This window comes from Terriglobales bacterium (genome assembly GCA_035691485.1).
Lineage (GTDB): Bacteria > Acidobacteriota > Terriglobia > Terriglobales > Acidobacteriaceae > JAIQGF01.
In genome coordinates this window covers 17,370-39,663 of sequence record DASSIZ010000111.1, presented here as the reverse complement: position 1 = coordinate 39,663, position 22,294 = coordinate 17,370, and the positions used below count along the sequence as shown (strand labels likewise).

Here is a 22,294-nt window from a genome sequence, read left to right as displayed (position 1 = left end):
TAGTTTACAGGAAAGCGGCTGCGCGCGCCGACCCTCCGCGCCCGAGAGGGGACCCGGCTAGACCTTCTCCAGAGCGGCGTCCATGGCCATTTTCAAGAGACTCTGGGCATTGCTCTTGGGATCACCGGAACCGAACACCGCGTTGCCCGCGACCAGGACCTCAGCCCCGGAACGCACCACTTGCTGGACCGTGTCCATGGCAATGCCGCCATCCACTTCAATGCGAAAATCGAGGCGGCGCTCCGAGCGCACCGCCGCCAGACGCGCGATCTTGGGCAGCGAAGAAGGCAGAAATTTTTGGCCGCCGAATCCGGGGTTGACGGACATGACCAGGATGAAATCAACGATGTCGAAAACCTCGGCGAGGGTGGAAACGGGAGTGGCGGGATTGATCACCACCCCGGCGCGGCAGCCATGCGATTTGATCAACTCCAAGGTCCGGTTCAGGTGAATGCAAGCTTCCTGGTGCACGGAAATCCAGTCGGCGCCGGAATCCGCGAAGGCCGGGATGTACTGGTCCGGGTCCTCAATCATGAGGTGGCAATCGAGCGGCAGGTTGGTGGCCTTGCGCAAGGACTTCACCACGGGCGGGCCAATGGTGATGTTAGGCACGAAATGGCCGTCCATGACATCAACGTGCAGCAACGATGCGCCGCCCTCGCCGGCGGCGTGGACCTGCTCGGCAAGGTGGGCGAAATCGGCCGACAAGATGGAAGGCGCCAACTCGATCACGGCAGCCTCGCTTTCGGGGAATCAGCCGAAGTTTACTACAACCTCTCCGGCGGCGACTCAGCCCGCCCTTACTTCACCAGCGATCCCGGATGAATGCCTTCGCCGAGCACGTAGGTGGCTCCGACCGTGCCGACGACTGCCGACTTGCGGGTCAACGCGGCGCGCTCGCGAACACGATACACGGCCTCAATCCCGGTGCAGTGCGCCCCCACCAGGTTGGCCACTTTGAATTCCTTCAGCTTGTCTGCGGTCCAGTTCAATTGCTCATCCGAGGCGGGGAACAGGTGCAAACCACCGACGATCGCGTTTACCGGCTCGTTGGGAAACTCCTGCGAGGCGTAAGTCAGGATGTTGACGATGCCCGCGTGACCGCAACCGGTCACGACGACGATGCCTTGTGTCGTGTTGAGGACTAGAGACTGGTCTTCTGGAATCGTGTCTTCCACCAGGCCTTGTGGCGTTTGCACCTTGCCGCTGACGCTCCAATTGCGCTCCGGAAACTTGCGCGGCACAGGTCCGGTCAGCCATGCTCCGGGGAAAATCGGCGCCCCGCTGTCGTACTCGATGATCTTTCCGCCGGTGGCCTCGTATTCTTTACGGATGGCGATCATGGGATTGTCTTCGCCGGCGGGCGAAGGGCGGCTGTAGAAGATTCCTTTGCCGACGTGCACGACGGACAGGGCGGCGGGATCTTTCTTCATCAGCTCACGCCGCAAAGTCAGCAGCCCGGTGACGTGGTCCCAGTGATTGTGAGTAAGGATGACATCCTTCACATCGGAGAGATTCACCTTCAGTTCGCGCGCATTTTGCAGCACGGTCTCCGGATGCCCGCCGGTGTCCACCAGCACGCGATGTCCATCGGCCTCCACCAAGCCCGAGAATCCCCACTCGCCGAATCCGGCGCGGTCGCCAACCATCATGGTGGAAAGGATCGTGATCTTCAAAGCGTGAATCTGCGCCGGCGCCGTCGTTTGCGCAAACGCAGCCGGCACGGGCCAGCACACGACGAGCAGGAACCCGGCGATCAGAGTCCGCCGAATAGCGGCCATCAAGGCGGAAAAGAGAGTGGTCAAGGGTCACCCCACAGTTCTTGTGAGGTGAGGTATACCGCGCCCGAGCAGATTTTGGCAACGACGATTCTTCACGTCCTGCTGGTTGCCCGAAACGAATCGGAATGATCAAAAAAAGAGTGCTGCGGGTGGAGGAAAACTTCCGCAGCGGGGCGCATCTAAACTTGACGTGACTGGAAAACGCCTACTGAAGCGGATTGCGGTGACCATGGCTCTGGCGGCCGGATTTGTCATGTTCATGGCCGCACTGGAAGCGGAGGCGACACCGATCCGCCCCGACATCCGCAAGATTGTTGAGCAGCCGCCGGCGGAAGCGGCGCAATCCGTGCCGGCGCGCGCCGGGTGGGACGGTCCGGAAATGGCCGCCGGCCAACCGGGTGGAGGAATCTTTTTGAAGACCGAGCTGACGGGCGAAAGGCTGGCGCGCGCGGAGCGGGCGGAGTTGATCGCCGCCGCAACGCCCAATCCGCAAGCAATCCTGGGAATCGCGGCCGTGATCTTTCTGCTCCGCCTGCTGCGACAACACGACGAACGTCGCGCCAAGGTGAATGTCGTCGCTGCTCGGCGGCTGGAAACACCGGAACAGCAAATCGCAGCCTGATACAAGTTTACCGCGCGCAAGAAAGGGCTTCTCTCTGCGGCAGTTGATTCGGAGAGAGGCCTTTTTCTTGAATGAAGAGGTTGGTGGCACCCGGTACTCAGGGCTCGTGCCATTGGCGCAAGATACTGGCAGCGAGTGGGCGGTAGCGAGTAATCTGCAGGCTCATGGCACTGGTCGAAGTGCGAAACCTGAGCAAGATTTTCCCGCTCGGCGAGTCCGTCTGGGGAGGACGAGCCAAGGGCGAGGTGCGCGCGGTCGATGATGTCTCGCTCGATATTCAGCCGGGAGAGACCCTGGGATTGGTCGGGGAATCAGGTTCGGGAAAAAGCACCCTGGGAAGGCTGGTGCTGCGGTTGATTCCGCCGACTTCCGGCAGCATCCGGTTCGACGATCGGGTGAACGTGCTGGCGGCGGGCGCGGCGGAAATGCGCCGCTTGCGGCGCGACATGCAGATCATCTTCCAAGACCCGTTTGGCTCGCTCGATCCGCGCATGAAGGTGAAGGACATTCTCTCCGAACCGGGCCGGATTCACGGCGCAGCGGCGAAAGGCGATGGGCTGCTCACGCCGTCTGAACTGCTGCGCGCGGTCGGGATGGACGAATCGGCGCTCACCAAGTTTCCGCACGAGTTCAGTGGCGGCCAGCGGCAAAGAATCGGGATTGCGCGCGCGCTGGCGTTGCGGCCGCGGTTCATCGTTGCCGATGAGCCGGTGTCGGCGCTGGATGTCAGCGTGGGAGCTCAGATCATCAACCTGATGGCGCAACTGCAACGGGAATTCGGCCTCACCTACCTGTTCATTTCTCATTCCATGCCCGTGGTGCGCTACCTGGCCTCGCGGATCGCGGTGATGTACCGGGGAAAAATCGTGGAGGTGGGCGCGACCGAGCAGATGATGACCCGGCCGGCGCATGAGTACACGCGCTCGCTGCTGGCGGCCACGCCGGAGATGGGATAGCAGCCCGATTGGTCCCAAGAAGGGCATCTCCCAGGGCGAGTTTCGCGTCTGCATGACCGGACAATGCTGAAGCAGGCCTTCGGCAACTGTTTCCACGTTCGCTGGACTCCTGATATCTGCCAGGGAGGGTATATGCGGCTCACGAAACGAGCGAACCAGATCGTGTCGCTGACATTGTTCACCATGTGGCTAGCGTGCGCCGCGAGCGGACAGGGCAAAACCGCTGACGAGAACGGCGACTGGAAGGCAGTCGAGGCGGCCATGGGCCGCCCGGGAAAACTGCAACCGGATGGCGCCTTCAAGTTCGGCATGCCGCGATCGGACCTGAAAGTTTCGGTGGCCGGCACGCCGATCCAGGCAGGTCTCGCGCTGGGATCATGGGTCGCGTTCCAAGGCGCGCGCGATCATGCCATGGTGATGGGCGACTTGGTGCTCACGGATAGTGAAGTCGGGCCGGTGATGCTGAAGCTGCAGCAACAAGGGATCGAGCAGACCGCGATTCACAATCACCTTCTGCACGAAACGCCGCGCGTGGTTTACATGCATATCGCAGGCCGTGGCGATGCAGTGCAAATGGCGAAAGCCCTCCACGATGCGCTCGCATTGACCAAGACACCGTCGGCGCCGCCGGCCAGCGCGGCCAGCGCGCAGAACATTGGAATCGATACGGCACAGCTCGATTCCATCCTTGGCCACAAAGGCAAGGTAAACGGCGGAATCTACCAAGTGAGCGTGCCACGATCGGAAAAGATCACCGAAGGAGGCATGGAAGTACCGCCATCGATGGGCACGGCGACAGCGATCAACTTTCAACCAACGGGCAATGGACGCGCCGCCATCACCGGGGACTTTGTTCTGCTGGCAGCGGAGGTCAATCCGGTAATCCGTGCTTTGCGTCAGCACGGCATCGAGGTCACGGCGCTGCACAGCCACATGCTCGCTGACGAGCCGCACCTTTTCTTCATGCACTTTTGGGCCAATGATTCCGCCCTGACCCTGGCAAAGGGATTACGTGCGGCACTCGACCAGACGAAATCGGCAGGACAGGAAGCGAAATCGAAGTAGCGGCTATTTCGGCGACGCCAGCGCAGGCAGCAGCGTGTTGAAGATCTTGCTCATGTCGGCGGCGGTAAAGGTGGAGGGGAAACCCATTTTCTTCGCCAGGAGCTGATCGCGCATCAGTCCTTCGAACATTCCCATCAGGGCGGAGCGGAGCGCATCGGCGTTGATGTCAGGACGCAACTGGTGGGCGGCGCGCATCTCGGCCAAGATGCTGTCAATGACATGAACAAAATGCAGGAAGCCCTGGGTGATGAGCACCATCTGGCCTTCCTTGCGGATGCGGCGGCCTTCCAGCAGGATGAGCAGCTTCAGTTCGGGGTCGCGCTCCATGGCGGCCAACATTATTTCGACCAGCATGTTAAGTTTCTTGACCGGCGAGGCAATTCCCTCGATCTGCTTTACCGCCGAGGCCAGGGTGGTCCAACCGTCGTCGAAGATGGCCTCCAGTAATCCTTCCTTGCTGCCGAAGTGTTTCATGAGCTGCGATTCGCTGGTTCCAGCGAGCCGGGCAATGGCAACTGTGCTGGTATTTTCGTAACCGCGCGAGGAAAACAGTTGCTTGGCGGCATGCAGAATTCGCTCCCGAGAACTACTGCCCTTGCCGGAATCGCCGAGATTGGGTGCGGAAGCCATAGTCATATAACTACTAGCTTTGACAACCCTTTGCAAGTCGGAAGATACGGGCAGCAGGAATTCTGTTGACATCGTTCTTGCAATAGTGATACTACTACCATTCGCAACCTGCCAAGTTTCCATGAGTTCACCTCAGCTTGCCAGTTACGGATGCTGTGTCGCGAAGCAGCCGGTCAACGCGATCGGGAAGCGCCCGCGCGTGGTCGTGGTCGATGACGAGCCTTCGATCCTGGAAATCTGGGGTGCAATCCTCACCGCCTCGGGATACAGCGTGGAGTGTTGCAGCGACGCAACCTCCGCCTTGGAAGCAATCGCGGCGGGCTGCGACTGCGTCCTCACCGATTACCATATGCCGCTTATGACGGGCGTGGAACTGATCCGCGCAGCGCGGAAATGGTCGACGGCGAAGTTCATTCTGATGACGGGGAATATGTCGAGCATGTTGGCGGAGGATGCGATCGGCGCAGGAGCGTCCTGCGTGCTGCACAAGCCGACGACGGCCCCGCAGGTGTTGCAGAAGATCGAAAGCCTGTGTCGCGGCTAGTGGAACCTTCTCTAGCCCCCAGAGGGACACAGAGGATCTCAATCCTGAATCGCAAAGACGTAGGTCCCAGTGCCCCGCCGGCGGCAAATTGAAAAAACTCTCGCCTACGTGCCCGCCTCGCTCTTCATCTGGTCGATCAACTGGAAAAGCTGGGAGCGGTCCACCACCTCGATAAATGGGCGGCCGGTGCGGCTGTTGTTGACCACGTAGAGGGTAGGTGTGTGCTCGATGCCAATGTGCACGCCGAGTTCGCGGTCGGCGCGAACGGCGGCGGCGAACTTGTTTTGCGGATCGACGACGAAGGGCAGCGTGGTTTTGTGTTCCTTGGCAAACTGTTCCGCCGCGGCCCGCAGGCGCTGCTTCTGGCCACTCTCGTCGGAAGTATTGGCGCTGGTGATCACGGGCTGATGCTGGAAGATGTACTCGCGGAATTCCAACCCCAGCGCAGGCGACTTGCTGCTGAAATAGCGGGCCATCACGGCAGCGTCAAACGCCCAGAGGTGCTGCGGCAAAGGGAAATCGTAGCGTACGACAGGAATCTTGTAGGTCTTGCCCGCCTCGATCACCAGGGGCGCGGCGCGGGCGCAATCCGGACATTCCAGATCTTCGAAGACCACGATCGCAACCTTGGCGCCCTTGGGCGGACGTAGAACTTCGCCGCTGGTCTGCGCGCGAAGCGCAATCGTTCCGCAAACGGCAAGAACAAGAAAGATAATCAGCCAAATCAGGCTGCGTTTATTCATTTTCATAAGCAGAGCTGCTCTTTCCATATAGATGTCGCGGCCCGCAGATAGTTGCGCTACACAGGCGAGCAACTCAGTAATTTACCGCATGGATACTGGGCGGAAGCAAGAGGCGGGATTAAGGCGACGCCTAATACTTGAATCGATAGCGGAGTTCCACCACCACCTCGCGAGGATTGACGAAGTGCGTCCCGCCGAAGGTGTTGCTGTTATCGAGCAGGTAGTGGTTGTTGTTCAGGTTCAAGGCGCTTGCATGCACCGTCCAGCTCTCGCCGAAGCTCTTGCCGGCCGCCAGATCGAAGGTCGTATGCGGCGGCAGGTGGAAGGGGCCATTGCCGTCGAGAAAACCGGAGCCGTAATTGAGGTTGGCGGAAATCCAGGCGCGCAGGGGCAGGCGCACGTTGCCTCCCAGGCTGAGCGTGTCGCGCTGGTCGTGGTCGAGGAAAAACCAGTCATTCTGAGGCGGAGAGAAATCGGTGAGGCCGCCGGTAATCGCGCCCAGACCCTCGACCCACTGTCGCGAGAAGGCGAGGTGAAAGGAAGCGCGCTGGAACAGCTGCGGCGACCGAACGGTTGCCTCATAGCCATGCACGCGGGCGCGGTCAATGGTGAGCGGAAAAAACACGTTGGAATTGCCGAGGACGTCGTGATCGAAGTAATTTCGGGCTGCGGTTTTGAAGTTCGCGAAATCAAGCGTCCAGCCGCGCACCGGAATGGTCAGCCCGAACTCGTGCTGCTCGTCGCGCTCCCCCTTCAGAGGCAGGAAGCCAAAGCCCTGGCTGGCGGCCAGCGCCAGCACTGGACCGCCGACGCTGAACAGCGGTGGAGCCTGGTAGTAGCGGCCGTAGAACGCGCGCAGGTTCCAGTGCAGCCGCGGCACCTGTACCGCCGCGCCGATGCGCGGGTCGGCTACGGTTTCATTCAGGCCGCCGCTAAAATGCGTTAGCCGCACGCCGGCATTGAACGTCAGCCACGAAGCGGCCTTGAATTGATCTTCGGCGAACAACGCGCTGAGGCTCCCCCAGCTCCGCTGTGACTCACTGAGGGGCGCAACGGTGGTCAACGAGAGGGAGCGCGATTCGTGCTGGGTGAATCCTTCCACGCCGACGCGCAGGTTGTGGGCTCCGTGAGCCACGCCCAGGCTGGCAACGCCGCCGGCGAAGTTGGAGCCACGATGGTCGTCGAGGCTGCCCTGATAATGCGCGCTGTTGAAGTGGAAGAAGGGCGAGACGGTAAGCATCAGCCCGCTGGGTGATGTGTGCACCCAGGAAAAGTTGCCGAAGACATCGCGTTCGTTGTCGACGTCGCGAATGCCGGCAACTTGCGCGTCGGAATCATTGGGAACCTGGTAGTGGTCGCCGCGAACAGAGACGACCGAGCGTAGCTGGTCGTGGGGTGTCTTGTTGTAGATGAGCGAGGTAAACGCGCTGAGGCCGCTGCCGAGGTCGTGCAGCACTTGCGGATTCGGCGCCTGCAGGCCGAGGTCGGTCCGATTACCCGCGACGCTGCCGTAATAGGCGAACTGCTCGTTGTGGCTGCCGAAGTTGAATTGGTTGTTGGTCTGGTTGAAGCTGCCGTAGCTGGCGATGAGTTCGGCCTGGCGGTCGCGCTCGAAGCCGGAGCGCGGAACCACGTTGAGGACGCCGTAGGCCCGGTCGCCGTATTCAGCCGACAGGCCTCCGCGCTGAACTTCCATGTAATCGATGTCTTTCGGATCGAACTGCGGCCCGACGTTGCTGGCAATGTTGGTGTTCGGCACCGGTACCCCGTCGAGCAGCCAGGTGACTTGATGGCCACCGCGGAGGTGCAACTGGTCGTGAACGACGACAGCGCTGGGCGTGTAATCGGTGATCATGGCCAGGCTGTTGGTGCGGTCCGCGCCCGGGGTTTGCGCGATTTCCTCGCGGCTTACCAGGCTGGTGGTCGAGGTGGTGGTTCCGACGGATTCGGGCTCGGCGCGGACCTCCACCGATTGCTGGACACTGGCCAAACTCAGCGGAAAGTGGATTTCCAGCACATTCCCCGAAGCCACGGGGACTACCTGGCGCGCGATAGCAAATAATGGCGCGGAAACTTCCACTTCATACGCCCCGGCGGGAAGAGCCTCAAAACGGAATTCGCCGAGATCATTGGTGACCGCGGTCTTGCGAAAGTCGGAATTGACCGCATGCACCACCACCTGCGCGCCGGCAATCGGTCGATGCTGGGCGTCGTGCACCAGCCCGCGAATGCCGCCAAACACGCTCGCACAGCACACTCCGGCGCTGGCGAGCACAAAGCACAAAATCCAGTTCTTTCTCATGCCGAAACCTTCAACGCCATCGGCGCCGCAACCATCCGGAATCACCCGGGAATGGATTCCCGACGCGATTCCCGGTCAATTCTTGTTTTGGCGACTACTCTCGTCAGGCAGTTGCGATGCGGCGCGGAGGCGCGCGGGAGGCGCGCAGGCGGATTGGCGTGAGGGACGGATCCAATTGCGCTTGATGGATGCGGGACGCCTGGTAGAGAGAAAGTGAAAACCGAGCCGAGTGCGCGGCCAGGTGGGCGCGGACTTTCAGCAGCGCGTGGCACCAGGCGCAGTTTCGACAGAGGGCCTGGAATGATTCACCGGAGTTGTGGTGCGAGTGGCAGGCATGCGACATGCGCATGCAGCAGGCTCTCTGGGCCGGGGCAGGGGCGGCGGCAGCGAACGAAATTGCTACCGGCCAGCAGAGAGCGAGCACGAGAACCGCGCTGATCGTGCGCGCAAATTGGCGTCCGCCCTCGGTCATGCGAATTTAGAGTGTCCCAAGGCGTTCCTGGATACGCTAAATTCATTGCCGGGCCTGGGGCACGCGGGAGATGTACATCTAAGGATGCGGACGGCAACCGCATCCGCTTTCAAGGGCCGAACCAATCGTCCAAGCAGGCGCGGCCTTAGCCCGCAGAACGGCCCCGGTTGAGCGGAAAATTTACCGTCTGTTAAAATTCGTGGTTTCATAGCTCTCCCGTTCGCCTTCCGCAAGGGGCCACCAATCCCGCCGGCACGGAATCCGGGTAGTCGGATGGCCCCGTCCCGCGCCAAGGTGGCGCGTGCAGCGGAGACGGGCTGCAAGGAGTTGTACCCATGAAAGTTTATGAAGGCGCAAACGTGCGTAATGTGGCGGTGGTCGGCCACGGCCATGCCGGCAAGACGCAACTGATTTCGGCCATGCTCTATACCGCGGGCGCCACTCCCAAGCTGGGGCGCGTGGACGACGGCAGCGCCACCACCGACTACGACGAAGAAGCCATTGCACGCCAAATGACGGTCACCAGCGGTGTCGCCTGCGCCGAGTGGAAAGGCACGAAGATCAACATCATCGATACCCCCGGCTTCAACATGTTCGTGCACGAAGCCAAGATGGCGATGCCGGCGGTGGAGGCCGTGATCGTCGCCGTCGACGGCGTAGGCGGCGTCGAGGTGGTCACCGAAAAAGCCTGGCAGTATGCCGAGGAGTACAACCTGCCGCGAGTGATTGTCGGCTCGCGCATGGACCGCGAGCGCGCCGATGCCGAGCGCATGCTGGAGTCCGCGGTCGGCGCCTTCGGCCGCGCCGTCATTCCCGTGCAACTCCCCATCGGCAGCGAGAAGAACCTGACGGGCGTGGTGGACCTGGTCAAAATGAAGGCCTTCACTTACGACATGGCCGGTAACGGTCAAGGCAAGGAAAGCGAGATTCCCGCCCATCTTGCCGATGCAGCCAAGGCGGCGCACGAAAAGCTGGTGGAACTGATCGCGGAGGGCGACGACGCCCTGATGGAAGAATTTTTCGATCAAGGCACCCTCAGCGAGGAACACCTGCTCACCGGCCTGCGCAAAGCGGTGGATGCGCGCCGCATCTATCCCGTGCTGTACACCTCGGGGCTGGGGAATATCGGCGCCGATCGGCTGTTGCAAATCGTGGTGGACTACATGCCGGCGGCGACGCAGCGGCCTGCCGTGGAGGCCATGCCCGGCTCCGGGAACGGTTCGCCGCAAATGCGGAAGGTCGCCGACAACGAACCGGCTTCGCTGTTCGTTTATAAGACCCTGAACGATCCCTTCGCGGGCCGCATTTCCTACTTCAAGGTATATTCCGGGGTAGTGAAGAATGATGCCACGCTGCAGAACTTCACCCGCTCGAGTTCGGAAAAGCTGGCGCACGTGTCGGTGATGCAGGGCAAGAACATGGTGCCGGTCAATGAGATCCATGCCGGCGACCTGGGCGCCGTCGCCAAACTGCGCGATACCTTGACCGGCGACACCCTGGGCGACAAAGGTTCCCCGATCCAGTATCCGCAAGTGAAATTGCCGGAGCCGGCCATCACCTTTGCCATCGAGCCCAAGACGCGCGCCGATGAAGACAAGCTGTCCAACGGCATTTCCAAGCTGCGCGAGGAGGACGCGATGCTGCGCTTCTTCCGCGACGAGCAGACCAAGGAATTCCTGATCGCGGGCACCGGCCAGCAGCACATCGAGGTGACGGTCTCGAAGCTGAAAAAGCGTTTTCACACCGAAGTGAACCTGAAAGCGCCGAAGGTGCCCTATCGCGAGACCATCCGCGGGCGCGCCGACGTGCAGGGTCGGCACAAGAAGCAGACCGGCGGCCACGGCCAGTTCGGCGACTGCCGCATCAAGATGGAGCCTTTACCACGGGGAGCGAAGTTCGAGTTCGTGAACGAGATTTTCGGCGGCGCCATCCCCAAGAACTTCATTCCCGCCGTCGAGAAGGGCATCATCGAGGCGGCGCAGCGCGGCTTCCTTGCCGGTTATCCGGTGGTGGACTTCAAGGTTGTGCTCTACGACGGTTCCTACCATGACGTCGATTCCAATGAATTGTCGTTCAAGACCGCGGGCCGCATCGCCTTCAAGAAAGCGATGGAACAGGCCAAGCCCACGCTGCTGGAGCCGATCATGAAGGTGGAGATAGAAATTCCCGATGAGTTTGCCGGCGGCATCATGGGCGATTTGAACGGGCGGCGCGGCCGCATTCAGGGCATGGACAACAAGGCCGGCAAGACGGTCATCAAGGCCGAGGTGCCGATGTCGGAGATGCTGACCTACGGCGTAGACCTGACCTCGATGACGCAGGGCCGCGGCTCGTTCAACATGGAAATGAACCACTACGACATCGTCCCCGCGCAGCAGCAGGAGAAGATCATCGAGAACTACAAGAAGTCGCGCGGCGAAGAGGTGGCGGAAGAGGAGTAGTACCGCGAAGTCGCAGATGCGATGCCGGTGCCGGGCGGCGTGAGCCGTCCGGTTCTTTTTGGACGTAAAATGTCCGGGCAACAAAGACGGGCTGAAAACTGGCCCCCATCAGGTTCACCGACAACCCGCAAACGATTTTCCATGGCGCGCTTTGAACAGTTCGAAATCTGGGAGTTCAAGAAGGGACGATGGCAGCTCGCCGCCTCCTTCAGTGATTTCCAGGTCGCGCAAGTCATGGCTCTACACCGCGGCTGCCGGGTGCGGGTCATGCAGGTTATATACGAGGAAGGCAAACCGCCGCAGCAGCAGGTGCTCACCGATATCGGGGCCACGCGTGATGAACCGTAGCTCTGCGGCAAGGGACCAAAGTAACTTGCAGCGTCTGCGGCCCTCCGACATAATGGCGTCGACTCTCCTCCTCCGGTTACTTCCCAAGTACCCTCCCACCTCCTTCCGCCAAACAGCCCTATGATTTGTAGTAACGTTTCCGCCAGCGGCGGAAAAGAGTCTGGCTATGCGGAGAAACAGAGGATTTACGCTCATCGAGCTGCTCATCGTGGTGGCCATCATCCTCACCATTTCGGCCATCGCCATTCCCAGTTTGCTGCGTTCGCGCATCGCGGCCGATGAGGCCTCGGCAGTGGCTTCGATACGCGCCATCACCACCGCGGAACATGCCTACGCGCAGATGTTTCCCAACATTGGATATACCTGCACGCTCAGCGATCTCGGTGCGCCCGCAGCTGGCCAACCGATTGGCCCGACGGCCGCCGGCGGAATTCTGGATTCAGTGCTGGTCGCGGGAGTGAAGCAAGGCTATATCCTCTCGCTTTCAAGCTGCAACGGCTCCCCGAAATCCACTTATAGCTCCGTCGCCGTTCCGGTGACGCCAGGAACCACCGGGGTACGCTCGTTCTGTTCCGACGCGAGCGGTACCATCTGGTTCGCGAGTGATGGCACGGCGGCGACGTGCCAGACGGCGGGCTCGGTCCTGCAGTAGCCAAGGACCCTAAATCGCGTGATTGCCTCCTCACGATTTTCGTCTTACTATCGCCGCACGTGTCCACCACCGGGCAAAACCCAGATCGCATCGTTTCCGCCGCGCCGGTCGATGACGATGCCTCCTTTGAATTAAAGCTGCGGCCACGACGACTGGTTGAATTCATCGGTCAGGCAAAAGTGAAAGATAATCTCGCCGTGGCCATTGAGGCGGCACGCTCCCGTGGCGAAGCCCTGGATCATGTCTTGCTGTACGGGCCGCCAGGACTTGGAAAGACAACGCTGGCCACCATCATCGCCAATGAACTGGAGGCTCATTTTCAGCAGACCTCCGGTCCGGCGCTGCAAATCAAGGGCGACCTGACCGCCGTGCTCACCAACGTCCGCGACAAGCAGGTCCTGTTCATCGACGAAGTGCACCGCCTGCAGCCCGCGCTCGAAGAGCTGCTGTACTCCGCGCTGGAAGATTACAAGCTGGACATCATCATCGGGCAAGGGCCGTCGGCGCGGACGCATACGATTGACGTGCAGCCGTTCACCTTTGTGGGAGCGACAACCCGCGCCGGGCTGCTGTCTTCACCGCTGCGCTCGCGCTTTGGCATCGTGCTGAGGCTGGAGTTTTACACCCACCTGGACCTGAAGGTGATCGTCACGCGCTCGGCCGAGATCCTTGGCGTGCAGATTGATGCCGAAGGCGCCCTGGAGATCGCATCGCGGGCCCGCGGTACGCCACGCATCGCCAACCGGCTGCTGCGGCGCGTCCGCGACTACGCCCAGGTCCGCGGCGGCGGCAAAATCGATCGCGCCACCGCCGAGGCGGCGCTGCAGATGCTCGAGGTGGACCGCTACGGCTTTGACGACATCGACCGCAAGCTGCTGCTCACCATCATCGACAAGTACCAGGGTGGACCGGTGGGAGTGAAGACGTTGGCGGCAACCCTGGCGGAAGAACCGGACGCCATTGAAGAGATCTACGAGCCGTTCCTCATTCAGATCGGGTTTCTCAATCGCACCCCGCAGGGGCGCACGGTTACCCATCTTGCCTACGAGCACTTCGGCATCAAGCCGGGGCAGCGCCAGAACACGCTATTCTAGGCTGCAACGCAAGCTTGGTTGGCTTTTTAGTTCCTGCGAAAGCGGAAGTGCAGCCGCGTACCACCTGCGCAATTCCGCAATCCATTACAATTACCGCTCCCCATGCCCAGCTCTGTCCGCGCTTACGCGAAAATCAATGTCGGCCTCTATATCGGAACCGCGCGCGCTGATGGTTTTCACCAGTTGAGCACGATTTATCGGACCATCGACATGCACGACGTGGTCCGCGTCACCGCCTCCGCCGGGACCGGCATCGAAATTCGTTGCAAGAACCCGCAGGTGCCGCAGGATGAGAGCAATACCTGCTGGCGGGTTGCCGAACGCGTCCTCAGGGCGCTCAAGCAGCGCCGGCGGGTGGTCATCCAGATTGAAAAAAACCTTCCCGTGCAAGGCGGCCTGGGCGCCGGCTCCTCCAACGCGGTCGCTACCATGCTCGCCCTGGAGCGCGAACTTGGGAAGCCGCTTCCCGCGGAGGACAAGCTTTCGATTGCCGTCGAGACCGGCAGCGACGTGCCGCTTTTCCTGATTGGCGGCGCCGTGCTCGGCCTGGGGCACGGTGAACAGGTCTTTCCGCTCGCCGAACCGCCGCTCATGCACCTGGTGGTCGCGACTCCGAACGTCGGGATTTCGACGCCCAAAGCTTTCGCCGACTGGGATTCTTTAACCGCTAACGAGCGGACCGCGTTGACGCCCGCCGCTTCGGCCAGTAGAATTGACGTGTTCAGCCGCTCGATGTTTGCGTGGCTGGCGGGTTCCTTATCCGGTGTTCCTGTCAAGGACAGGGACCGGGCCGAGACACCGCTTCTCGACCTCGTCCGTGCCGGGATCGAAAACGACTTTGAACGAGTCGTCTTTCCTCAGTATCCCGAACTGCGCGAGGTAAAACGTGTCCTGGAGCGCGAAGGCGCAAGGTACGCCTCCTTGTCGGGTTCCGGCTCCGCCTTGTACGGGATTTTTGACACGGCGGAGGCGGCGGAAAAAGCCGCAGGCGCCTTGAAGACACAAGGTATCGAGGCGCGGGCGACGAATTCGCTCAGCCGCGAGCAGTACTGGAAGAATTTGGTAATTTCGGTAAGTAAGTAATTGGTAATTGCGAAGGCAGGGTTTAGGAACCCAGAAAAAGATTACTCAATTACCAGGTTACAAAATTGCCAAATGGGATTGGGCGGTCGACTAATGGTAGGTCAAGTGCCTTTGGAGCACTTTGTCCAGGTTCGAATCCTGGCCGCCCAGCCAACACGGTTGTCGGTGATCGGTTTTCGGTTTTCGATCGCCGAGGTTGCGCAGAACCGACATTGGATAGCCGAGAACAACGAACTTGAGTTACGCGGCACAAAAACAGAGCCCGGCAGTCGATTCCACTGAGGTCCGCACCGCAGCGAGCAACGCTATGGCAACAACGACGGTGGCTACGACGACGACACAAGCACAGAAGGATCCCGGTACGCAGGCGAAGGAGCGCAAGCCGCAGCGCGCGCGCACCGACGACAAGTTGAAAATCTTCTGCGGCACCGCCAATCCGGCGCTGGCCGACGAGATCTGCGCCAACCTCGGGATCCCGCGCGGGCAGACGCATATCACGCGTTTCTCCGACGGTGAGCACTACGTGCAGATCCTGGAGAACGTGCGCGGCGCCGACGTCTTCGTCTTGCAGCCCACCTGCCACCCGGTGGATTCGCACCTGATGGAATTGCTGCTGATGACCGACGCCCTCAAGCGCGCCTCCGCCCGCCGCATCACGCCCGTGATTCCTTACTACGGTTACGCCCGCCAGGACCGCAAGGACAAGCCGCGCTCGCCCATTAGCTCCAAGCTCGTCGCCGACCTGCTGACCACGGCAGGCGCCGATCGCGCTTTAATCGTGGACTTGCACGCGCCCCAGATTCAGGGCTTCTTCAATATTCCGGTGGACCACCTGTTCGCTTCTCCGGTGCTGGTCGGTTATTTCAAGGAGCGGGCGTTTCCCGACCTGACCGTGGTTTCTCCGGACGCAGGCGGCGTGGAACGCGCCAGATTTTTTGCCAAGAAGATGGATTCGGCGCTGGCCATCGTCGATAAGCGCCGCGTCGAGATGGACGTGACCGAGGTGATGCACGTGATTGGCGACGTCCACGGCCGCACTTGCCTCATCCTCGACGACATCATCGACACCGCCGGCACGCTGGTGAAGACCGCGAACGCGCTGATCGAGAGCGGCGCCCGCAAGGTGGTGGCCTGCGCTACGCATCCGGTCCTTTCCGGTCCTGCCATCGAAAGGATTTCCAAGTCGCCGCTGGAGCAGGTGGTGGTAACCAACACCATTCCGCTCAGTGAAGCGGCGCGCAACGAACCCAAGATCAAGGTACTCTCCGTCGCCGGGCTGATCGCCACCGCGATCCGCTCCATCCACGAGGAAACCTCGGTCAGCAAGTTGTTTGCTTAACCCAAAGTCGATCCGTCTGTCAGTCGATTCGTGGTAGCGCTCGTGACTGACCGGCGAGGAGACTGAAAGACAGTCAAGGTTCTAATTATGGCAACGACAGAAATGGAAAAACTCGTAGAAGCGCAGCCGCGCGAGGCCGGCAGCAAGAACGTGGCCCGGCGGGTGCGCAAGCAGGGCAAAGTTCCCGCCGTAGTGTACGGCGCGGGCAAGCAGCCGGTCTCGGTCAGCCTCGATCCCAAGCAGGTCTCGCGCATCCTGCACTCGGAGTCGGGTCACAACACGATTTTTGATTTGCAGCTCGATGGCGAGCGTACCAAGGCGATGATCGTCGACTGGCAGTACGAGCCCATCAAAGGCGCGCTGCTCCACCTCGACCTGAAGCGTATTGCCATGGACCAGCGGCTGAAGGTGGCAGTGCCGATCATGCTCAAGGGCGAGGCCGCCGGCGTGAAGCAGCAGGGCGGAATCCTGGATCACGTGCTGCGCGAGGTGGAAGTCGAGTGCCTGCCGGGCGACATCCCGAGCCACGTCGATGCTGACGTCAGCCACCTGGTATTCGGCCAGTCGCTGCGCGTCTCCGATCTGCCGCTGGACCGGAGCAAGGTGAAGGTCCTTACTCCGGCCGAGCAGGTCGTGGCGCACGTCACCTCGGTGAAGGAAGAAGTTGCGCCCACCCCGGAAGCGGCCGCTGCCGAAGCTGCCGCCGTCCCGGCCGAGCCCGAGGTCATCAAGAAGGGCAAACAGGAAACAGCCGAGGAAGGCGCCGAGGCTGCTCCCGAAAAGGCGGAAAAGCCCGAGAAGGCCGAGAAGAAGGAGAAGAAATAAGTTTCACGTTGCAAGGTTTCACGTGGCACGTTGCCGGGCTTGGCTCGTGAAACGGAAACCTGAAACGTGAAACCTGGCACGGCATGAAGCTCGTCGTCGGACTTGGAAATCCCGGCATCGAGTACCAATTCACGCCGCACAACCTCGGGTTCCTGGCGGTGGACCGCATCGCCGAGCAGTACGGGGCCGAGCTTAACAATCGTCGCTGCCAGGCCATGACCGGCAAAGCGCGCATCGGTGCGGAAGAAGTGGTGCTGGCCAAGCCCGAGACGTACATGAACTTGAGCGGGCTGGCGGTGCGCGATCTGGTTGGCGAGTTGGAAATTGATCCGGTCCGCGACCTGGTGGTGATTTATGACGAGCTCGACTTGCCCTGGGGCACCATCCGAATCCGCGAGCGCGGCGGAACGGCGGGACACAACGGGCTCGAGTCGGTGGTGAACGCGCTGGGCACACAGGATTTTCTGCGCGTCCGGCTCGGAATCGGGCCCGACTTTAAGGTGGGCGACGGCGCCAAGTACGTGCTGTCGCAGTTGAAGAAGTCGCAGTACGAGGTGGTGGACCAGGAACTGGATGCTGCTGTTGAAGCAGTGAAGGTGATTTTCACCGAAAGCCCGGCGGCGGCGATGACCCGCTTTAACCGGAAGGCTGGCGGAGCGGCAGACGAAGAGTGATCGATAGCGGCGGAATTCATTCCGCCGTCGCAGCCAGTAATTGGACGGAATAAGCCCCGTCGCCACGCAATTCAGGCTTTGCTGAGAGCTGAAAGCTGATCGCTAACAGCTTCAGCAGGAGAAGAAAATGGAACGCACTTATGAATTGATGTTTATTGTCCGCCCGGACGTGGTGGACGAAGAGCTGGACCGGTTGATTTCCACGTTGGAATCGCAGGTGAGCACCGCCGGGGGCACGCTGAAAAATGCCGAGCGCATGGGCAAGCGCCGCCTGGCCTACATGGTGCGCGGTTTCCAGGACGGCATGTACGTGCTGTTCACCATTGAAGGCACCGGGCAGGTGGTGCGCGAGTTGGAACGCCGCCTGCGTGTCACCGAGCAGGTGATCAAGTTCATCACTGTGCGGATTGACGAAGAGCAGAAGCGGCTGAACAAGATCAAGGCCCTGCGCGATGCACGCGTCAAGGCGAAACCCGCTCCCGCGGCCGAAGCCGCCGACGCCGGCAGCGAAGCAGCGCCGGCAGCGGTTTAACCCGTTTCAAGTTTTGCGTTTCGCGTTTCACGAGGTGAAGTTGGGCCCGGTAACGCGGTGACGTGAAAGCTTGAAAGATGAAACTGGGAACATTTTTTAGAGAGGACTCATGGCAGACGAAACTACCCGTACCGCAGCTCCCGCAGGAGCCAATGGCGGCGAGACCGCGAGCGCTGCGCCGACGCAGAGCTCCGGCCCTGGCGCCGGTCCGCGCGGACCGCGCCCACAGCGACCCGGCGGATCCCGCGAGGGCGGCCGCAAGTATTTCCGCCGCAAGAAGGTTTGCAAATTTTGTGTCGAAAAAATCGACTCCATCAATTACAAGGACGTGCGGCTGCTGGCGCAGTTCGTGGCCGAGAGTGGGAAGATCGTGCCGCGGCGCCTGACCGGGGTTTGCACTCCCCACCAGCGCCGGCTTTCCACCGCCATCAAGCAGGCACGAAACATCGCCCTGCTGCCGTTCGCGGGAAGAGCGTAGTGGTGGAGCGGCGGAATTGATTCCGCCGGTCACAGCCAGTAACTCGACGGAATCAATTCCGTCGCTACACGGAGACATAACATGGAAGTGATTCTGAAAGAAGACGTGCCCAAGCTGGGCTCGCGCGGCGACGTGGTCAGGGTGGCCGAAGGATACGGGCGCAATTTTCTGTTGCCCAAGAAGCTCGCGATTGAAGCGACCGCGGCCAATAAGACAGTCATCGAGCAAATGAAGGCCGCTGCGGTCCGCCGCATGCAGAAGGACAAATCAGATGCGGAAGCGCTGGCCGGGCAACTGTCAGGCGTCACCATAACTTTTCATCGCCGCTCCGGCGAGCACGAGCAGTTGTTCGGCTCGGTGACCTCCAGCGACGTGGCCGCGGAACTGGACAAGAAGGGCTTTAACATCGATCGCCGCAAGATCCACCTGGACGAGCCCATCAAGACGGTCGGAGAGTTCAAGGTTCCGGTGCGCCTGTTCAGGGACGTGACCGCGCAGGTCAAGGTCGAAGTCCACAAGGAAGCCGAAGAGCAGTAAGATCGAGCTCGCCGGAATTTCACCAAGCAGGGCCAAGTGCCCTGCTTATTCGTTTGTTTTCAGTTGTTTCATGGGCTCCGGAGTCAAGTGCCTGGAACCGTCACAACGCGGCGCCGAACTACGGAGCCGGGCTCGGTTTGCTGCTCACCATTCGGCCCCTGCCACGTCCAAAGCATTGGCAGTGAATTGATTGGCTCCGATTGTAAAAAGCCGTACTGGGCAGTCAGCCAGTGCAGAGCGGAGCGGACGTGGAGCAAATACCATGCCGGCCGAGGCGGCGGCGATCCCATTTCCGGGCGGTGAGCTGAAACGCATGGAACAGGCTCGTCCAAACGATTCATCGTCGAGTCGGGGGCGTATGGCATCGGGTGGCATCCGGCGCGTGGACGATACGGTCCTGATCCGGGAAGCGCAGGCGGGCAACAGCCGCGCTTTCGAAGAGCTGGTCCGGCAGTATGACCAGGCGGTGCTTCGCCTGGCATTGCACTTGACCGGTTCGGAATCTGACGCGCAGGACATCTACCAGGAAGCCTTCCTCAAAGCGTACCGCTCGGTGGCCAAGTTCCGCTTCGAGTGCTCCTTCTACACCTGGCTGTATCGCATCGTGACCAATCTCTGCCTCGACCACCTGCGCAAGAAACAGGTTCGCAAGGAAGACGCTCCCGTGGTGTCCGATTCCGACGGCGAAGAATTCAGCATTATCGACCAGGTTGCCGACGATCGCGCGCACAGCAACCCGGAGCACGACCTGATGCGCCGCGAGCTGGGAAAGAGCATCAACACCGCCCTGGGCAAGCTTTCGGGCCGGGAGCGAATGGTTTTTGAATTGAAGCATTACCAGGGACTCAAGCTGCGCACCATCGGTGAAATGCTGAACACCACCGAGGAGACAGCCAAGAACACGTTGTTCCGGGCTACGCAGAAGCTGCGCGCGTCCCTGGCGGAAATGAGATGACGTCATGAACTGCGATTGGGTGAAGGGAAACATCACGCTGTACGTTTACGACGAGCTGGCCGACGACAGCCGCTACGAACTGGAGCAGCACGTCGCCCGCTGCGGCGCCTGCGCCGCGGAACTGGAGAGCGCGCGCGCCTTCCGCACCACCATGTCGGAGATGCCGCAGCTGGAGCCCACTCCCAACCTGCTGGCCGCCTCGCGCATGCGTTTGCAGGAAGCCCTGGAAACCGCCGAGCAGAATCGCGGCTGGCGCTTCCTCGATCCTGTGCTTTGGCTGCGGCAGATGAAGTTCTCGCCCGCCCTTGCCGCGGTCCTTCTCATCCTTGGATTCGCCGGCGGCATCGGGACCGCCTGGCGCATGGTCCCGCGGGCAGGAAGCGCGCAACTGCTTCCCGGCGGCAACAGCGCCTCCCCGAATGAAGCGTCCATCGCAGGAATCAGCGAGATCACCCAGGTGCCGGGCAGCGACAAGGTGGAAATCAAGTACGACACCACGGTCCCGCAGAAGGCGGAGGGCTCGCTCAACGACCAGCGTATCCAGCAATTGCTGCTGTTTGCCGCCCGCAACAATTACAACCCCGGCGTGCGCCAGAACGCGGTGGACCTGGTTTCACAAAAGCCGGAAGAGTTGCGTTTCCGCGAGTCGCTGAAAGCCTCGTTGCTCTACGACAGCAACCCGGGCGTGCGCCTAAAGGCACTGGAATCGCTGGCCCCGTACGTCCAGCAAGACACCAGCGTGCGCGATGCGGTGTTACAGGCGCTGCAAAACGACAGCAATCCCGGCGTCCGCGCCGAAGCCTTGCGCTTCCTGCAGCCGGTGCGCGCCGACAGCGCCGTACGCGTGGTGCTGGAAAAACTGGCTTCCAATGACCGCAGTGAGTTCATCCGCCAGCAGGCCAGCCATGTACTGGCTTCCCTGCCGGAGATTGATTAATAAACCGGAGCGACCTGGTCGAACCGGGAATATGTTTGTGGAGGAGATAGGAGACGGAAGTGAAACGCAATCATACATTCGCGCTGCTGGCGGTGATGGCGATGGCCGCGCTGCCGCTGTTCGCGCAGATCAGCAATTCCAACAGCAGAATTACGCGCGACGGCGGCGGCTGGGTCGAGGAGGTCACCGGCACCATTCCGGCGCCGGGCAGTCTGCGGGTCAATACCGATACCGGTTCCATTGAAGTCCAAGGCGGATCGCAAAAGGACGTCACCTATACCATCCGCAAGCGCGTCAACGGCGGCTCGGAAGAGAATGCGCGCCGCGACCTGGCCGGCTTCCGTATCGTCGCCATGAAGCACGGTGAGGTTGCTGCCATCGAGGGCGTCAATGACCGCCACTATGGCCGCCTTTCGGTGGAGTTCCACATCCAGGTTCCGCGCGAGCTGCAGCAGGTGCGTGCCAGCACCGAGGGCGGCAACCTCAACCTGCGCAACTTGTCCGGCCGCGTGACCGCGCAGTCGGGCGGCGGGAATATCACTCTTGCCGGCCTGGGCGGTGAAGTCACCGCCAACACCGGGGGCGGCAGCATTGATGTCGCCGATGTGACGAACACGCTCACCGTGAACACCGGCGGCGGCAACATTAAGATCAACGGCTCGAAAGGCAAGGTGAGCGCCAGCACCGGCGGCGGATGGATCGCGCTCACGGGCGCTTCCGACGCGGTGAAGCTCACCACCGGCGGCGGCAACGTGAAGGTGCAACAGTGCGGCTCGGAGCTGCACGTTACCACTGGCGGGGGCAGCATCGAGGTGGGCGAGGTCAGCGGCAACGCACGCATGGAAACCGGGGGCGGCAGCATTCGTTTGACGTCGGCTCGCGGACCCGTCATCGCCAACACCGGCGGCGGCAGCATTGAGCTCTATAAGCTCATGCAGGGTGCGCGCGCGGAAACCGGCGCCGGACCGATTACCGCCGAATTCCTCGGCATCGGCACCGACTCCACCTTGCAGACATCGGTGGGGGACGTCATTGTGTACCTCGGCCCGCAGGCGAAGGTCACCGTCAAGGCCGAGCTCGACATGGCCAACGGGCACAAGATCCGCTCCGACTTTCCGGACCTGAAGATCACCACCGACGGCGCCGAGTATGGCCCCACGAATTATTACGCCCAGGGATCGCTGAATGGCGGCGGCCCGGTGCTGCGCGTGCGCACCATGTCCGGCAACATCGAATTCCGGCGCGCCCGCTAGTCGTGGCGCGATTACGACTTTCATACGAGGG

Annotated in this window: 23 protein-coding genes and 1 tRNA gene; 19 read left to right on the top strand and 5 right to left on the bottom strand. The window is 61.3% G+C overall.

Annotation, left to right across the window (positions count from 1 at the left end; genetic code table 11):
- Positions 1-57: 57 nt before the first annotated feature.
- The gene (rpe, locus tag VFI82_14090) at positions 58-732 is read right to left on the bottom strand and encodes a ribulose-phosphate 3-epimerase (GenBank protein HET7185813.1); all 675 of its coding nucleotides are present in this window, start codon (positions 730-732) and stop codon (positions 58-60) included.
- A 68-nt stretch (positions 733-800) separates the two neighbouring features.
- A complete protein-coding gene (locus tag VFI82_14085) occupies positions 801-1,805 on the bottom strand; it encodes an MBL fold metallo-hydrolase (GenBank protein HET7185812.1) in 1,005 nt (334 codons plus the stop codon).
- 166 nt (positions 1,806-1,971) lie between these two features.
- On the opposite strand from VFI82_14085, the gene VFI82_14080 reads away from it, so the two are divergent.
- From VFI82_14080 to VFI82_14070, 3 genes are all read left to right on the top strand, one after another.
- Positions 1,972-2,403 carry a hypothetical protein gene (locus VFI82_14080; GenBank protein HET7185811.1) on the top strand — a complete coding sequence of 144 codons (432 nt, stop codon included), beginning with the start codon at positions 1,972-1,974 and terminating at the stop codon, positions 2,401-2,403.
- A 164-nt stretch (positions 2,404-2,567) separates the two neighbouring features.
- Entirely contained in the window at positions 2,568-3,359 is a 792-nt protein-coding gene (locus VFI82_14075) for an ATP-binding cassette domain-containing protein (GenBank protein ID HET7185810.1), read from the top strand.
- A gap of 132 nt (positions 3,360-3,491) precedes the next feature.
- The gene (locus VFI82_14070) at positions 3,492-4,424 is read left to right on the top strand and encodes a DUF1259 domain-containing protein (protein HET7185809.1); all 933 of its coding nucleotides are present in this window, start codon (positions 3,492-3,494) and stop codon (positions 4,422-4,424) included.
- A 3-nt stretch (positions 4,425-4,427) separates the two neighbouring features.
- On the opposite strand, the gene VFI82_14065 is transcribed toward VFI82_14070, so the two are convergent.
- Entirely contained in the window at positions 4,428-5,054 is a 627-nt protein-coding gene (locus VFI82_14065) for a TetR/AcrR family transcriptional regulator (protein ID HET7185808.1), read from the bottom strand.
- A gap of 121 nt (positions 5,055-5,175) precedes the next feature.
- Between VFI82_14065 and VFI82_14060 the strand changes: the two genes are divergently transcribed.
- Positions 5,176-5,598, top strand: a complete 423-nt coding sequence (locus tag VFI82_14060; GenBank protein HET7185807.1) for a response regulator — start codon at positions 5,176-5,178, stop codon at positions 5,596-5,598.
- 104 nt (positions 5,599-5,702) lie between these two features.
- Here VFI82_14060 and VFI82_14055 read toward each other — a convergent pair whose 3' ends face one another.
- The gene (locus tag VFI82_14055) at positions 5,703-6,347 is read right to left on the bottom strand and encodes a thioredoxin domain-containing protein (protein ID HET7185806.1); all 645 of its coding nucleotides are present in this window, start codon (positions 6,345-6,347) and stop codon (positions 5,703-5,705) included.
- A 124-nt stretch (positions 6,348-6,471) separates the two neighbouring features.
- A complete protein-coding gene (locus VFI82_14050) occupies positions 6,472-8,643 on the bottom strand; it encodes a TonB-dependent receptor (GenBank protein HET7185805.1) in 2,172 nt (723 codons plus the stop codon).
- Positions 8,644-9,450: 807 nt separating this feature from the next.
- Here VFI82_14050 and fusA point away from each other — a divergent pair.
- The 15 genes from fusA (at position 9,451) to VFI82_13975 (ending at position 22,263) form a co-directional block, all read left to right on the top strand.
- Positions 9,451-11,556, top strand: coding sequence for an elongation factor G (gene fusA / locus VFI82_14045; protein ID HET7185804.1), 2,106 nt, complete (start codon positions 9,451-9,453; stop codon positions 11,554-11,556).
- 141 nt (positions 11,557-11,697) lie between these two features.
- Positions 11,698-11,904, top strand: a complete 207-nt coding sequence (locus tag VFI82_14040) for a hypothetical protein (GenBank protein HET7185803.1) — start codon at positions 11,698-11,700, stop codon at positions 11,902-11,904.
- Positions 11,905-12,070: 166 nt separating this feature from the next.
- On the top strand, positions 12,071-12,556 hold the full coding sequence (locus VFI82_14035) for a type II secretion system protein (protein HET7185802.1): 486 nt from the start codon (positions 12,071-12,073) through the stop codon (positions 12,554-12,556).
- 35 nt (positions 12,557-12,591) lie between these two features.
- Positions 12,592-13,650, top strand: coding sequence for a Holliday junction branch migration DNA helicase RuvB (gene ruvB, locus VFI82_14030; protein ID HET7185801.1), 1,059 nt, complete (start codon positions 12,592-12,594; stop codon positions 13,648-13,650).
- 102 nt (positions 13,651-13,752) lie between these two features.
- The gene (ispE, locus tag VFI82_14025; GenBank protein HET7185800.1) at positions 13,753-14,733 is read left to right on the top strand and encodes a 4-(cytidine 5'-diphospho)-2-C-methyl-D-erythritol kinase; all 981 of its coding nucleotides are present in this window, start codon (positions 13,753-13,755) and stop codon (positions 14,731-14,733) included.
- A gap of 79 nt (positions 14,734-14,812) precedes the next feature.
- Positions 14,813-14,886: transfer RNA gene (locus VFI82_14020), tRNA-Gln, on the top strand.
- A gap of 154 nt (positions 14,887-15,040) precedes the next feature.
- Complete coding sequence (locus VFI82_14015) at positions 15,041-16,072, top strand: ribose-phosphate pyrophosphokinase (protein ID HET7185799.1); 1,032 nt, start codon at positions 15,041-15,043, stop codon at positions 16,070-16,072.
- An 87-nt stretch (positions 16,073-16,159) separates the two neighbouring features.
- Positions 16,160-16,897 (top strand): 50S ribosomal protein L25, encoded by a 738-nt coding sequence (locus VFI82_14010; GenBank protein ID HET7185798.1) that lies wholly within the window; start codon positions 16,160-16,162, stop codon positions 16,895-16,897.
- A gap of 83 nt (positions 16,898-16,980) precedes the next feature.
- Positions 16,981-17,571, top strand: a complete 591-nt coding sequence (gene pth / locus VFI82_14005) for an aminoacyl-tRNA hydrolase (GenBank protein ID HET7185797.1) — start codon at positions 16,981-16,983, stop codon at positions 17,569-17,571.
- 127 nt (positions 17,572-17,698) lie between these two features.
- Positions 17,699-18,103 carry a 30S ribosomal protein S6 gene (gene rpsF, locus VFI82_14000; GenBank protein HET7185796.1) on the top strand — a complete coding sequence of 135 codons (405 nt, stop codon included), beginning with the start codon at positions 17,699-17,701 and terminating at the stop codon, positions 18,101-18,103.
- 109 nt (positions 18,104-18,212) lie between these two features.
- Complete coding sequence (rpsR, locus tag VFI82_13995; GenBank protein HET7185795.1) at positions 18,213-18,581, top strand: 30S ribosomal protein S18; 369 nt, start codon at positions 18,213-18,215, stop codon at positions 18,579-18,581.
- 81 nt (positions 18,582-18,662) lie between these two features.
- Positions 18,663-19,118 (top strand): 50S ribosomal protein L9, encoded by a 456-nt coding sequence (rplI, locus tag VFI82_13990; GenBank protein ID HET7185794.1) that lies wholly within the window; start codon positions 18,663-18,665, stop codon positions 19,116-19,118.
- Positions 19,119-19,476: 358 nt separating this feature from the next.
- Complete coding sequence (locus VFI82_13985) at positions 19,477-20,073, top strand: sigma-70 family RNA polymerase sigma factor (protein ID HET7185793.1); 597 nt, start codon at positions 19,477-19,479, stop codon at positions 20,071-20,073.
- A 4-nt stretch (positions 20,074-20,077) separates the two neighbouring features.
- The gene (locus tag VFI82_13980) at positions 20,078-21,010 is read left to right on the top strand and encodes a HEAT repeat domain-containing protein (protein HET7185792.1); all 933 of its coding nucleotides are present in this window, start codon (positions 20,078-20,080) and stop codon (positions 21,008-21,010) included.
- 59 nt (positions 21,011-21,069) lie between these two features.
- Positions 21,070-22,263, top strand: coding sequence for a DUF4097 family beta strand repeat-containing protein (locus VFI82_13975; protein ID HET7185791.1), 1,194 nt, complete (start codon positions 21,070-21,072; stop codon positions 22,261-22,263).
- Positions 22,264-22,294: the final 31 nt, after the last annotated feature.

What these genes read in the sequence shown, in the direction of transcription:
- VFI82_14050 (HET7185805.1), bottom strand. Translation starts at nt 8,643, where the DNA reads ATGAGAAAGAACTGGATTTTGTGCTTTGTGCTCGCCAGCGCCGGAGTG.
- rpsF (HET7185796.1), top strand. Translation starts at nt 17,699, where the DNA reads ATGGAACGCACTTATGAATTGATGTTTATTGTCCGCCCGGACGTGGTG.
- VFI82_14070 (HET7185809.1), top strand. Translation starts at nt 3,492, where the DNA reads ATGCGGCTCACGAAACGAGCGAACCAGATCGTGTCGCTGACATTGTTC.
- rplI (HET7185794.1), top strand. Translation starts at nt 18,663, where the DNA reads ATGGAAGTGATTCTGAAAGAAGACGTGCCCAAGCTGGGCTCGCGCGGC.
- VFI82_14010 (HET7185798.1), top strand. Translation starts at nt 16,160, where the DNA reads ATGGCAACGACAGAAATGGAAAAACTCGTAGAAGCGCAGCCGCGCGAG.
- rpsR (HET7185795.1), top strand. Translation starts at nt 18,213, where the DNA reads ATGGCAGACGAAACTACCCGTACCGCAGCTCCCGCAGGAGCCAATGGC.
- pth (HET7185797.1), top strand. Translation starts at nt 16,981, where the DNA reads ATGAAGCTCGTCGTCGGACTTGGAAATCCCGGCATCGAGTACCAATTC.
- VFI82_14035 (HET7185802.1), top strand. Translation starts at nt 12,071, where the DNA reads ATGCGGAGAAACAGAGGATTTACGCTCATCGAGCTGCTCATCGTGGTG.
- VFI82_14060 (HET7185807.1), top strand. Translation starts at nt 5,176, where the DNA reads ATGAGTTCACCTCAGCTTGCCAGTTACGGATGCTGTGTCGCGAAGCAG.
- VFI82_14075 (HET7185810.1), top strand. Translation starts at nt 2,568, where the DNA reads ATGGCACTGGTCGAAGTGCGAAACCTGAGCAAGATTTTCCCGCTCGGC.
- VFI82_14065 (HET7185808.1), bottom strand. Translation starts at nt 5,054, where the DNA reads ATGGCTTCCGCACCCAATCTCGGCGATTCCGGCAAGGGCAGTAGTTCT.
- ispE (HET7185800.1), top strand. Translation starts at nt 13,753, where the DNA reads ATGCCCAGCTCTGTCCGCGCTTACGCGAAAATCAATGTCGGCCTCTAT.
- fusA (HET7185804.1), top strand. Translation starts at nt 9,451, where the DNA reads ATGAAAGTTTATGAAGGCGCAAACGTGCGTAATGTGGCGGTGGTCGGC.
- VFI82_14015 (HET7185799.1), top strand. Translation starts at nt 15,041, where the DNA reads ATGGCAACAACGACGGTGGCTACGACGACGACACAAGCACAGAAGGAT.
- VFI82_13985 (HET7185793.1), top strand. Translation starts at nt 19,477, where the DNA reads ATGGCATCGGGTGGCATCCGGCGCGTGGACGATACGGTCCTGATCCGG.
- VFI82_14040 (HET7185803.1), top strand. Translation starts at nt 11,698, where the DNA reads ATGGCGCGCTTTGAACAGTTCGAAATCTGGGAGTTCAAGAAGGGACGA.
- VFI82_14055 (HET7185806.1), bottom strand. Translation starts at nt 6,347, where the DNA reads ATGAAAATGAATAAACGCAGCCTGATTTGGCTGATTATCTTTCTTGTT.
- VFI82_13980 (HET7185792.1), top strand. Translation starts at nt 20,078, where the DNA reads ATGAACTGCGATTGGGTGAAGGGAAACATCACGCTGTACGTTTACGAC.